The organism is Paenibacillus sp. J31R30, from assembly GCF_059692115.1.
In genome coordinates, this window is the sequence record NZ_JCAUAV010000003.1 from 638,887 (window position 1) to 651,436 (window position 12,550).

The window sequence follows — 12,550 nt, forward strand, 5'->3', positions numbered from 1 at the left end:
CAGCTGTGAAATTATTTCATGTCAGCGAAGAAAAAGACATTCCTATTTTTCACCCTAGAATTCCCACAAGAAAAGATTTAGACCCTGAGAAAGGGTTGGTATGGGCGCTCAATGAGCGTTGCTTGCCTAATTTTCTAACCCCTCGGAATTGTCCGAGAGTGACGTATCATTGTCATGAAGCAACCACTGCTGAGGATAAAAAGCACTTTATTTCATCGAGCTCAACGCATCATGTCGTGGCCATTGAACATAAATGGTTTGAGATTATGAAGAATACAACGCTATTTCTATATGAATTTGAGTCGACGGATTTTTATTCGCAAGATCCTAGTGCGGGTTATTATGTAAGTGAGAAATCACAAGTACCTATTCATCGTTTTGAAATTCGAGATTTGTTCGGAGAGCTATTTAGAAGACATGTTGAGGTTCGTGTTCTAGACAATTTGTGGGATTTATGCGATAAAATTCAGCAAACGAGCTTCGATTATTCGATGTGCAGGATGGGCTTTGCGCAGCAGCGGTCCAATTGTTAAAATGAAGGTAAAGGAGGTGTTGCTATGAGCAGGATTTTACGATTTGAAATGCAAGCAGCAGATCCTAATCAACTCATTGAGTTCTATTCACGAACTTTTAATTGGGAATTCACAAAGTTTCCAGGACCGCAAGATTATTGGTTTATTAAAACTGGACACAGTGATGTACCAGGCATTGATGGGGGATTATTGAAGTCACCTGATGGCTTGACCCGAACCATTAATTCCATTGAAGTTACTTCGATCGATGATTATTTATCAGCAGTAACTTCGAATGGTGGAACGATTGTTGTTCCGAAAATGAGTATGCCTGGCATGGGCTACCTGGCTTATTTTACTGATCCAAGTGGCACGATTGTTGGGATTTCTCAAGCGGATTCGAATGCACGTTAAGACAGCTACATAGTTGAGTATGTCGTATTAGAGAAGGGCTGCCGCGATGCAGCTCTTTTTTATTCATAGACGAAGTATTCATTAAGCAATTGTATAAATTAATGATCCCAATTACTGGTATATTTTGATATATTGGAGTTGAGATAACGAATAGGAGGAATGTTCATGTACACATTTGGATGGTGCAGTGGAATTCAGGAGGCGGAAAGACTTCAAAGAATTGGTTTCGACTATATCGAGTGCGCTCTCGTATCATTAAATTTAGAGGATGAAGTAGATTTCGCAGCTAAACTTCCTTTGTACTTGAACTGTCCGCTCCCGGTACAGGCGTTCAGCATATTTTTTCCGGGAGATTTGAAAATCGTTGGTCCAGAAGCGGATGAGGAACGGATTCGACGATACGTCCATAAAGCTGCAAGCGCTTTAAATAAAATCGGAGCCAAGACGGCCGTACTAGGGAGCGGGAAAGCTAGGCATATTCCGGACGGCTGGGAGCGAAATCGCGCAGAGCAACAGCTACTGCAACTGCTAGCATTGATCGGTGAAGAGTTCCAAGGAACAGGCGTTTCGTTGGCTATTGAGCCGTTGAATCGCAAAGAGTCCAACATCATTAACACCGTCTCTGAAGCAGCGATGTTTGCCAAACAGGTTAACCATCCGTCCATCCGGGTCTTGGCTGACTTCTATCATATGGATGAAGAGCAGGATCAACTGCATACGCTCATCGAAAATAAAGAGTGGCTGCAGCACATTCATCTTGCCGATACCGGACGATTGTCGCCGGGTACAGGTCAGTATCCATACAATCAATTTGTTACGGCATTGAAGGCGTCAGGCTATAAAGGAATGATTTCGGCAGAGTGTACTATTCATGATCCAGAGAAGGATTTTGCCGCTAGCTTGGCTTTCATGAGAGATAAGTTCCGTTAATAATCGTATCGATTTGAAAAGGATTTTGCCGATTCAGGTCGAAATATAGAATACCGAGTAGTTAACTGTGAATTATTTGTTTTCGGGAATTTGGAAGATAAGGTTGTGACACATATGCTAAAAGACAAAATACTTAGAAGAGAAGCAGGTATCATCACTTACGGGATGACGCCTCCGAAGGAAACACAATCGCTAGAGAAAATGGCTGAGATTTCACAGAAACAATGTGAACGACTCCAAAATCTTCAAATAGATGGCTTAATTCTCTATGATGTGCAGGAGGAAAGTGATCGGATTGATCAAGATCGACCGTTTCCTTATTTGCAAACCGTTGACCCGACAACCTACAGTAAAGAATATTTAGCGGGGTTAAACATCCCGAAAATTATTTATCGCTGTGTTGGTAAGTATTCGGAGGAACAATTGTCAGAATGGATTAAAGCGGATCTCGATGAAGATCGGTTTTCTGTGTTTGTCGGGGCGTCGTCTAGTAAGCAAGAAGTAAGTATGGGGTTGCCCGAAGCTTATGAATTGAGTAAAAAACTGAACGATAAGCTAACTTTAGGCGCGGTCGTCATTCCCGAAAGACACATGAAAAAAGATGACGAACATCTTAGAATGGTCAGTAAAATAGCGAGCGGCAGTCGGTTTTTCATTTCTCAGGCGACCTATAATGTGGAAGCATCGAAAAACTTCTTATCCGATTATTACTATCACTGTCGAGAAAACAACTTAGACATGGTGCCGATATTAATGAATATTGCGCCTTGCGGATCTACCAAAACACTGGAATTTATGAAGTGGCTAGGGATCAGTATTCCGAAATGGTTGGAAAATGATTTGAAATACTCCCATGATGTCTTGGATAAATCAGTCGCATTTTCTAAGCAAATATTTGAAGAAATTTTCGAATTTGGCCTGGAAAAAGGGATTCCAATCGGCTGCAGCGTTGAAAGTGTCTCCACGCGAAAAGTTGAGATCGAAGCTTCGATTCAATTGGTGCATGAGATTAATGCGATGATGGAGAAGAAAATGCGGTCATCGTTTGCTTTTTGAATTTAACTATTAATAAACAAAGCTGCCGACTCTTATAGAGCGGCAGCTTTGTCGTTTCAATTGTCTATTTTCGTTTCGCTTCTTCCCAAGACCGGCCACCGTCATTCGTGACTAAGACGCTGCCGTTCAAAAGTACCCAACCGTAACCATCCGTGCGTAGGTAAAATTGCGTAGCTTTTTGCAATGAAATAGTAGGCTTGATTGGTTGCCAGTTTGTACGGTTATAGGTATCCATCGTGTAGATGGTTTTGCCATCCTGAGAAATCGCTTTGCCCATGAGCAAGTTATCGAAGTGCAACACCGGAATGTCTTGCACATCATCTAGTCGATAAGGGAGAGGTGTCCATGTCTCGCCGGCATCTCTCGATTCATAGAAGACATATGTTTTCTTATTGTCTTGTATGAACTCAGCAATGAAAATAGCATGATAATCGCTTTCTTGATCGAAAAAGGGGGGATAAGCGTTGGCATAGCTCATCTTCAGATCTGCCGGGACGTCGACATGCTGAATCAACCAGGCTTGGCCGCCATCCTGTGTGCGGTAAAGCGGGAAATCCTGATGCCCTTGATTCATTGTGGTCATCCAGCCTTCTTTGGCCTTACGGTAACTGATGCCAGTCGGGGAACCCGCGATATCCGAGTTCACATTTCCTACTCGTGTCCAGGTTTTACCACGGTCATCGGTGCGGTACAGTGACTTTAAGTTTTGACCTGCTGCTGGTGAAGAAGTCAGCATGATATAAGCGGGCTCAAAGTAGAGATTGGCTACATATGGCGTTACTTCCGAGGAGGTTTCCCAAGCCTCTAACGTGGGCAGTACTGCTGTTTCCCAGCCTCCATTGTACAATTGATGGGTTGCAATGAGCCTTGGTTGTTGGTCGTCTGTGAGATAAACGGCATATCCCCAGGTTGGCACTTCAAATTTGGCAGCCATCAAACGATCCTTCTCAGACACGCCGTCAGGTATGACGACATCCCACGAGAGGCCCTTATCCGAGGTTTGCAGTAACTTTCCATCTCGCCAACTGAAGCCTTCAGCATCTTGCATACCGAGAATACGAGGGAGGCTCTCTTTGTAATCGACATAATAACTAGCAACATCGATGTAGGGATTGTATTGACGTGGAGCGGGAATGGACAAGTCAGATCGAAGTGTAACTCGATATCGTCCAGTTCCATGAAGTAGCGGTAGGGATGCTGTAAATTGCGTATCGTCAAAAGGGATTGACGTTGTCTCCGGTTCGATCCAGCTGCCGTTGTCCTCTTTTTCAATAACAGCGTGTAATTCCTTGCCTTGTGCTTTGATCACAGTACCCTTAAGCTCTATCTTGCCGGTATCTGTCTGAATCAAGCCGGATTCTGGCGACGCCAAGCTGATCGAACTGAAGCTGCCCAATCCGTTCGCCAAATCACTGTAATTGATAACGGGGTTCAGAAGTATCGGTGTAAGGGAGTTTACGAAAGTGTTATTGTACAAAATTCGGTTGCCAATGTGGTAGACAATCTGGACTTCATTGTCACCTAAGTCAAGTTGCACCGCGGATGAGAACTGGTATATCGGCGTCCCGGTTGATGATGTTTGTTCCATCAAAGATGTAGATGAATTGCCTCCGAACTTCGTGCCGTCTCTAGTAACAAACATCGAAAGATTCGGCATTTCCATTGTACTTGGTCCATTAAACAGCCCCTTTAACGTGTACCAATAGTTATTCGTATGCTCTGAAATACCGAAATCCTTTACATCGAAATGGGCATAATCAATGTCCAGTTGCCGAATATCCGAATGCCAGATACTTGAATATCCGAATAATTGCTTCAAATCAAACTCGGACACGAAGAGTTCTCCATCACGTTCTATGGTTGGAAATGTTAATTTTCCCTCACTGGTTTTACCATTAAACCAGTAGAAACTGACTGTATCGAGGTTCGGAGCTATATGAAATCCGTAAGTTTTGTCATAAAAATAATGCCCATTATCTTGGCTTTTCGTCTGATAATTAAGTAATTGTGCCATTTTCGTTAATGATAGCATCGCTTTTCCATCTTGACCGAATCCAATGAGGTTGTTACCTACGAAAAGTTCGTCATCCTGAAACTGAATGGACAGACGAGTGCTCGATGTTTGTTCTACCTGTAAGGGGTATTCGACACTTTGTGCTGCCTGCGGATCAGTAATGAAGTTCGTATTCTCTTGGAAAGAAGCGGTGTGTAATTGTTCGTTCCATTCGAGTACGCCAAGTAGCGGGGTAAGATCTTGCAGGAACACGGCTGTTTTGCCGTCTACATTGTAAGAAGGAATCTCTTTTCCTAGGGCAAAAGTGTGAATATTGGTGGCTAGCACGTCAGCGATTTTGACGCCAATTGCTCCCCCAGTAAAGCCGAGATTAGTATTGTCCTCCGACGTATTTAGTTCATTTTTGTCAGGGAAAATGGTGACCTTTCGCTTATTCGGCTCCCAAGCGATATGAAAGCCGTGGCTGCGCAAATCTTCCACATAAATAGCGGTTTTTCCATCGATATTCATCGACTGGATGGCGCTTCCATTTACGAATGCGTGAATATCTGTTGTAAGCACGCTTCCGACGACCGTTCCAACGGGCAGTTCGTTCGCATGTACTTTGGTTAGGGGAAGAGGGGTGATTGCCATTGCTGCACATAGAATCGTAGCTAAACCAGCAGTTGATTTGCGTCTCATTGCATGTAATTCTCCTTTGTTAGGAAAGTAGGAACACTCAGTTAAACGCCAAAAAAAGGAAAAAGTTGCATAATCAAGCATTCTGAGCGGTCTAATTTATCACAAAGCTTAGTTTCTGGTATTATGTAGTAAATCGTTTTTTCTAAGGGGTTTATGTATGAAAACAATTGGCTTAATCGGTGGCATGAGTTGGGAATCCTCTTTACTCTATTATCAAATCATCAATCAACGTGTCAAAGACACATTAGGCGGGCATCATTCCGCTAAAAGTCTCATGTATTCAGTTGATTTTCATGAGATCAAGACGCTCCAACATGAGGGGAAATGGGATGAAGCGACCCAAATGATGATAGATTCCGCTCAAAGGCTAGAAGCAGCCGGTTCGGATTGTATTGTTATTTGTACGAATACGATGCACAAGATGGCAAAAGAAGTTGAAGATGCAGTAAACATTCCGTTGCTTCATATCGCTGATGCGACAGCCAAAGAAATTGTTAAAACGGGTATTAAGAAAGTCGCTTTGCTCGGCACGGCTTTTACAATGGAACAAGATTTCTACAAAGGGAGACTTATCGACAAATATGGTCTTGAAGTCATCGTCCCACATGAGTCATCAAGGAAAATTGTACATGATATCATTTATGAAGAATTATGTCTTGGGATTTTTAAAGAAGAATCTAAGCAATCCTACATAGCGATCATTGATCAATTGGTCAAAGAGGGCGCAGAAGCGGTAATTCTGGGCTGCACGGAAATTACTTTGTTAGTATCTCAACAGGATTCCTCGGTTCAACTATTCGATACCACGAAAATTCATGCTGAGTCTGCGGTGGAATTTGCTCTAAGGGAGAACGAATCGGATGGTTTATGAAATAACATCAAAATGGGATGAAACACTGTGGCTGAAAGCAGAGGAAGTATATAACGCTGCCTTTCCTAAACACGGAAGAAAGAATCGAGCTCTGATTCGCAGCATGTTCGAAAGAGGTTTGTGCAAACTGCATACATGGAGCGATGGTTCAGTTGTAGTTGCGATGGCTCTGACTGCTTGGAATGAGGAGGCCAAAGTTCTAATCATCGACTATATCGCGGTTCGTCAAGCTCAGCGTGGGAAAGGTGCGGGTTTGGCTTGTATGCGTGACATTCGAAATTGGGCAGAATCCGAAGGATGTCAAGGAATCGTCATTGAAGTGGAGGCTGAACCTAGCCAGGAAAATGCGGAGCGAATTCGATTCTGGGAAAAGGCCGGATTTCTTTTGACCGATTATATCCATACCTATATTTGGGTCCCCGAAACGTATCGAGCTATGTACTTGAGCATTAGTGGGTTCGAACAACAAGATGGCAGACAATTATTCACCTACATTACCGAGTATCACGAGCAAGCCTATCGCGTAAAAGGGTGAAAAAGTAAAATAGCCCACTCCTGCATTAGGATGGGCTATTTCTGATCGCTTTTTTTGCCGCGCTGTATTTGAAAATAATGCGCAGGAGTGGCGGCACAGCGAAGAAAATGAAAAATGTACGAAATAACTGATAGCCGACAACGACGGATAAATTAGCATTAATTTCATGGGCGATGATCCCCATCTGATCCATGCCACCTGGAGCGAGGCTGAGCAGAGCCGTTGATTTGGTTACGGCATGCAGCTGCATAAACACGTAACTGAGACCAAACGAGCCAACCAGAAGTACCACACTGCTGCCAATCGCAAGCGAAATAATCTGGAACTTATGGGTTAATTGAGCTGGTTTTAACATGAGTCCAACCTGGATGCCAATCATAATTTGGGCTGCGTTGATGATACTGGTTGGCAGAGCGGGTCCATGAAGTCCAATAAACTGTATGATCGCTGTAATGAAAGCTGGTCCAAGCAAGAAAGCGGTTGGAAATTTAATTTTATTTCCTAGAAGTGCACAGAAGATACTGGCTGCAGCGAAAATGAAAATATTCGGCATGAGTGCTCCCCAGCTTGCAGATGAAGTGGTAGTAACAGTATGAATCATGGATTCATCTGTTTTGTGATTGCCCATGATCGGACTAAACACCAGTAAAGGTACACACACAACAATCATCATCAGACGAATGATTTGTAAGACGGTGACAATCGTTAAATTGATACCTTCAGTCTCTTCAGCCAAGATGACCATTTGGGTAAGCCCGCCAGGTATACTTCCCAGGAGTGCAGTTTTGTAGTTGATGCTGGACATTTTGGATACGAAGTAGGCAAGTGATGCGCAAAGCAGCATTAACAGCAGTGTCATAAGCAGCATGGAAGGCAGCTGGATCGCCATTTCATGCATGGCTGTTGCCGTCATGGAAAGTCCTATCGTGTATCCGACGATGATGAGCCCTGCATTTCTGATTGTGGTAGGCCAAGCATAACGATCTTTGAACACATTCGAACCAATCAATACAGCAATCATCGGTCCGAGCAGCCAAGGAATGGGGATATGCAAGAGTTTGAACAAGGATCCGCCTATAAGGGCAGTAATCAGGGCAAAGATCAGCTTAGCATATGTATTTAAGGTAACCATGTTTGTACCAATAAGTCCATTCACCACCTTGTCATAACTGTACTAATTTTAGCACAGTTATTTTTTGCGTTCAAATGCCATATGGTTTACTAGTTTGGCATTGAAACTAGTGGATAAACTTCCTATTATTAAACTAACCCATAATTTTAGTCAAGGGAGAGTCATAGATGATTACAAGATGCATGTATCGTGCCGAGTGGCAGACAGGTCAAGAGGTTGTGGGCTTGAAAGCTTTGGCCTTAAACCAACAAGCACAATGGCTGGTAGCACAGGGAGAATTAATGACTGCTGCAGCTTTCAGTTGGCGAAATCAAGTATTCCTTTATTATGAGTGTTTGAATCGGGAGGTGTCACCCGATGAGATCGCAGGGGCTGCGGTTCCCTTTTTGAAAGAATGGCCAGGGCAGGAGGATCCACGGAAGTGGATACGGATGATTGATGTGTTTCATTTTAACGAACCAGCCAGCTATGAACACTGGATACGAAAGGCCCCTGTAGTGAAACGTGTAGGGAGGGTCGCCCATTTGAAACCTGAAATGATGAGCAGTTACATTTATTATCATTACCAGCTACAGGAAGAACGGGCCTTCTATGGTGACAAGTATGAAATCATTGCTATGCATGAGAATTTATTATTCGGTTATCAAGAGTTTCCAAAGGTCATAGAGGAGCCGATTGTGTCAGGAAGATTGAACACGAAGGGGACCCCCGAGAATTGGAATGATTCACGAATGGATCTGCATTTCCAGCCCTGGGAAGACGATGGACATTTGTATTTTAAACCGATTGAGCAAGTGTTTGCTTATTATATGGGGGATCTCTAATTCCAAGGAATCCTTATTCCTCTAGCTCCAAGTTCCCAATGCTGTCTACTACAACGTTGACCTGATACGTTACATGTAAGTTTGGGTAATAGTCACTACGCCAATGTTCTAGCTTATCATAGGGAATCGTGCCTCGGAAGTAATTGCCAAAGCCAATGGGGTCGCTGCCGCTCTGTTGAAGCTTTTTCGTTAACTGATTTAGTTCATCCGTCATATGTGATTGAAGTTTGGAAATTAACTCTTCTTTCGTGATCTTGATCTTTATCTCACTGAGCGAAGTATGCACATTCAGCTTACCCTCAAGTGCAGGACCTTCCTTGGTAAGCTTGGATGACCAATGCATTCTAGCAGATTCCAGTATCATATTCGCATCATCTAATACTTCTACTGCTGCACCATGGTAATTATTTGACTCTAGATTAATTAACATCGTATCTTCTTTGCTCAAACGGGATATCATCTTTCCTCTACGCATGACAGCTGATCCGGCAAACGAAAGAACCGTTTCTTTGCCTGGCCGAATAATCGGTAAAATGGCGTCTTCCGTAAATGACTTTGTGGAACGGAAAGCTTCCCAAATACTGGTCGTGGATGTTTTGGGGTTCCAGCCAGCTCTTCGATCGGAATATTTAAAAAATGTCGTAACGTCATTCATGACGGCATTTTTCGTATTTGACAATAGTTCTTTTATATCCGCATCGGAAATCGCTAATAATGCTTTGGGGGATAAGTCTCTGGAACGGATGGCATAATTGAGCTCTTCTTCCAGACCTCCTTCAGCTAGCGTTTGCTGGAAAACTAATAATTCCACGTTCAACAAGTCAACGTAGTTCTCAATGTTTATTTTTAAGTTGTCCACGGCTTCACTGATGGTATTAGCCTCTTGAGAAATGGTTTTAATTGATAAACTCTTCTCAACAGGTATCGGTATTTGAAGGGTAACTTCATAGCGATGGGATTGACCTTTGCCAACGCCCATAATCACGGGCATTGCTCTAAGATTGATATCATGGCTATCCCAACAACCACTTAGTAGCAATCCGCATCCGCTCCATACCACGAATAACCAAATCCTTTTCCGTAATAACGTACGCATTCATTCATCTCCCAAGCTTCATTCGTCCTCGCAGAAATGCTGCAACCAGCGCAATTGCCAATATCAAGCCAAGACGGAAGATGCCTCCCCAATCTAAAATCTTCTCTAACATCCGCCAATCCGAAATAAATAGCGCTAAGGTGATCGTAATCAGGCCCGTCATCAATGGATTTGTTACAAATTTGGCGACGACTGAAGATCCACTGGTAAGCTGTCTGGTCAGCCAGAGAAGTCCACTTATGTTTAGCAGTGTGCTGAACATAGTAGCCATGATATATAGCAGTGATATCCGATCGAAGAAAAACCAATTCACTCTGACCGAATCCATTACGGTTATTAGTGGGAATCGCAGATGCACGGCTACTTCACGACCAAAGACACCAAGAGGGAGGTACACGTAAACCAGCAGAAAAAGTAAGGAAAAGGCCCATGCTCGCCAGATCCATTTCCTGCCGTTTACGGGTAGAGGTCCGAAAAAACCGACTAAACCGATAACATGTGAGAACACGAACAGTAAGGGTAAAATGCCTGGATCAGATAGGAAAGTGAATTTCGGCTGAAGTGGTAATAGCAAGTGAATGGTAACATTTGTAAATGTAGCAGAAAGTGATAATAGAAGCAGAGGCAATCCGAAAAGCCCAAGTAATAAAGCAAGTCGCAAGAGTGAATCTCGACTTGCAAAAGAAACACTTACGGCTGATACGAGTAATAAGGCCATTAAAATCCATCGAGGTGTTTCAGGTAGAAACAGCGTGCTGACGATTTGGGATTGTCCGCGGATAATGATCGTAATCGCAAACAAATTTCCCGCGATCAAAGGCCAGACAAGCAAGATGCGGAACCATTTCCCGGCTTTAATGAAGGAAGTTAATAGATTTTCGTTACCCTTATGGAATCCGCCAATAAGTAAACGCAGCAAGCCACCTTGAATCAGCCAACCGATCAGGATGATGACCCAGTGGCCGGATACTTGAGACTGAATGATGCTTTGGGGATAAATAAACATTAGCAGTCCGTATTGAAGAACGATATAGATAACAGCGAAACTGATCCCTTGACTCATTCAGTACTTTTCCTACCTTCCGTTTGCGGCATGGAAACGAGCGGCTTACTCAGCACGGTTGAGGAGCCTACTAAAGAAAGAAGCAAAAATAACCCACACACGATCCCCATGGGACCAAATAACGTTGCAAAGAACAGCATGAGATATCGCCATATACGAACAGCTAACGCGAAATGATAGCCGATAATCGTGAAATTGGCGATTGTAGATGCTGCCAACACAATGATCAACAGATTACTTACTAGATTGGCCTCAACGACTGCTTGACCGAGTATGATTCCTCCTACCATGGTCATGGCTGGCCCGATACTTTTTGGCAAGCGAATAATGGCTTCGAGCAGCATATCGATTATGAACAATAGAATCAGCGCTTCTGTAATGGTCGGATAAGGCACACCAACCCGACTCTTGGCAAGCGAGTATATCAATTCTAGCTTCATAACATCGGGGTTCACTGACAGCAAGGCGACATAAGCAGCAGGGGCAATGATAGCTATAATCGAACCAAGGATTCGGAAGAAAACGAGCATTGTCGTGAGTGCAATCGGATAATCTCGATCTGTATCCGACATAAACAAGTCGGGGAGATGCACGGGAATAACAATCGCTTCGGCGTAGCCCTCAATCAGAAGAACGATTCTTCCTTGCTTCATGAAGTAAACCGTTTCATGTGGAGATTCCGTTTTTATAAAAGAGGGGATAGGACTCCACATAGGCTTCTTGCATAGCCATTTCGTAATTTGTCTTAGGGAAGTAAAATCCTCACTGCTATGTGCACGAAGAGCTGATTCAGATTCCAAGAAAGCTGCGGAGTCTACTGCACCTTCTAGGGAAAGTAAAATAATTTTTTTCTTGTGAATGGAACCAACGGTCACATGAGCTTGTTGCAAGTAAGTAGATCGAAGTTCATTGCGTATTAAACCAAGATTGGTCAAATGATTTTCGATGAAACCAGTTTGAGAAGATCCTAGTATATTCTGATTTTGTGGGGGCGTAATCGATCGTGAAAGCTGCTGTGGCACAGATTGCATCCAAGCTGCTTTCAAACTATCCTGCTGTACAAGCAGGGTACGGCCCTCTAGAATACCTTGAGCAAAATCATCCTGCGCAAGAGCATCTTCCGAGCCCAGCTTCAGTTGCAGGGTGTCCCAAGAATTTGGTCCTTCTTGATCGATGTCAATGAGTCGACGAAGAGTTCCCGCAATGTCTACCAAGCTGGAAAGAGCGAATACCTCAATCTGCAACCCGCATATGACTATGTTTTGATGATGAAGATCCTGACAGACTCCCAACTTCTCCATCACATGATTTCGTGGCGTATTTCTCGCGTTATCCAACATTACCCATCACCTACGCGATAGTATGAGCAATTTGGAGCTGACCTATGCTTAGGTAAGAAAGGAATCAGAATAATTATGAAGA

12 protein-coding genes are annotated in these 12,550 nt (G+C 43.4%); 7 read left to right on the plus strand and 5 right to left on the minus strand.

What is annotated here, in order from left to right; all coding sequences use genetic code 11:
* Positions 1 to 5: 5 nt before the first annotated feature.
* The 4 genes from AC58QO_RS14735 to AC58QO_RS14750 all read left to right on the plus strand — a co-directional run bounded on the left by AC58QO_RS14735 (position 6) and on the right by AC58QO_RS14750 (position 2,912).
* Positions 6 to 533, plus strand: a complete 528-nt coding sequence (locus tag AC58QO_RS14735) for a DUF6886 family protein (RefSeq protein ID WP_497266646.1) — start codon at positions 6 to 8, stop codon at positions 531 to 533.
* Between the two features lie 24 nt (positions 534 to 557).
* Positions 558 to 926: a VOC family protein gene (locus AC58QO_RS14740; protein WP_497266648.1), complete on the plus strand. Its 369-nt coding sequence runs from the start codon at positions 558 to 560 to the stop codon at positions 924 to 926.
* Between the two features lie 165 nt (positions 927 to 1,091).
* Complete coding sequence (locus AC58QO_RS14745; protein ID WP_497266650.1) at positions 1,092 to 1,856, plus strand: sugar phosphate isomerase/epimerase family protein; 765 nt, start codon at positions 1,092 to 1,094, stop codon at positions 1,854 to 1,856.
* A 114-nt stretch (positions 1,857 to 1,970) separates the two neighbouring features.
* A complete protein-coding gene (locus tag AC58QO_RS14750) occupies positions 1,971 to 2,912 on the plus strand; it encodes a methylenetetrahydrofolate reductase (protein WP_497267490.1) in 942 nt (313 codons plus the stop codon).
* Between the two features lie 64 nt (positions 2,913 to 2,976).
* Here AC58QO_RS14750 and AC58QO_RS14755 read toward each other — a convergent pair whose 3' ends face one another.
* Positions 2,977 to 5,607 carry a WD40/YVTN/BNR-like repeat-containing protein gene (locus AC58QO_RS14755; RefSeq protein ID WP_497266652.1) on the minus strand — a complete coding sequence of 877 codons (2,631 nt, stop codon included), beginning with the start codon at positions 5,605 to 5,607 and terminating at the stop codon, positions 2,977 to 2,979.
* Positions 5,608 to 5,764: 157 nt separating this feature from the next.
* Between AC58QO_RS14755 and AC58QO_RS14760 the strand changes: the two genes are divergently transcribed.
* Together AC58QO_RS14760 and AC58QO_RS14765 are read left to right on the plus strand one after the other, a co-directional pair.
* On the plus strand, positions 5,765 to 6,478 hold the full coding sequence (locus AC58QO_RS14760) for an aspartate/glutamate racemase family protein (RefSeq protein ID WP_497266654.1): 714 nt from the start codon (positions 5,765 to 5,767) through the stop codon (positions 6,476 to 6,478).
* Positions 6,468 to 7,013 (plus strand): GNAT family N-acetyltransferase, encoded by a 546-nt coding sequence (locus tag AC58QO_RS14765; RefSeq protein WP_497266656.1) that lies wholly within the window; start codon positions 6,468 to 6,470, stop codon positions 7,011 to 7,013. The genes AC58QO_RS14760 and AC58QO_RS14765 overlap by 11 nt, the downstream gene beginning before the upstream one ends.
* A gap of 25 nt (positions 7,014 to 7,038) precedes the next feature.
* Here the strand turns inward: AC58QO_RS14765 and AC58QO_RS14770 are convergent, their stop codons facing one another.
* A complete protein-coding gene (locus tag AC58QO_RS14770) occupies positions 7,039 to 8,145 on the minus strand; it encodes an AbrB family transcriptional regulator (RefSeq protein ID WP_497266658.1) in 1,107 nt (368 codons plus the stop codon).
* Between the two features lie 167 nt (positions 8,146 to 8,312).
* On the opposite strand from AC58QO_RS14770, the gene AC58QO_RS14775 reads away from it, so the two are divergent.
* Complete coding sequence (locus AC58QO_RS14775) at positions 8,313 to 8,969, plus strand: hypothetical protein (protein ID WP_497266660.1); 657 nt, start codon at positions 8,313 to 8,315, stop codon at positions 8,967 to 8,969.
* 13 nt (positions 8,970 to 8,982) lie between these two features.
* On the opposite strand, the gene AC58QO_RS14780 is transcribed toward AC58QO_RS14775, so the two are convergent.
* The 3 genes from AC58QO_RS14780 to AC58QO_RS14790 are packed head-to-tail and all read right to left on the minus strand — an operon-like array spanning position 8,983 to position 12,468.
* The gene (locus tag AC58QO_RS14780; protein ID WP_497266662.1) at positions 8,983 to 10,065 is read right to left on the minus strand and encodes a Ger(x)C family spore germination protein; all 1,083 of its coding nucleotides are present in this window, start codon (positions 10,063 to 10,065) and stop codon (positions 8,983 to 8,985) included.
* A 4-nt stretch (positions 10,066 to 10,069) separates the two neighbouring features.
* Positions 10,070 to 11,128, minus strand: a complete 1,059-nt coding sequence (locus tag AC58QO_RS14785) for a GerAB/ArcD/ProY family transporter (protein WP_497266664.1) — start codon at positions 11,126 to 11,128, stop codon at positions 10,070 to 10,072.
* Positions 11,125 to 12,468 (minus strand): spore germination protein, encoded by a 1,344-nt coding sequence (locus AC58QO_RS14790; RefSeq protein WP_497266666.1) that lies wholly within the window; start codon positions 12,466 to 12,468, stop codon positions 11,125 to 11,127. Before AC58QO_RS14790 ends, AC58QO_RS14785 begins: the two co-directional genes overlap by 4 nt.
* Positions 12,469 to 12,550: the final 82 nt, after the last annotated feature.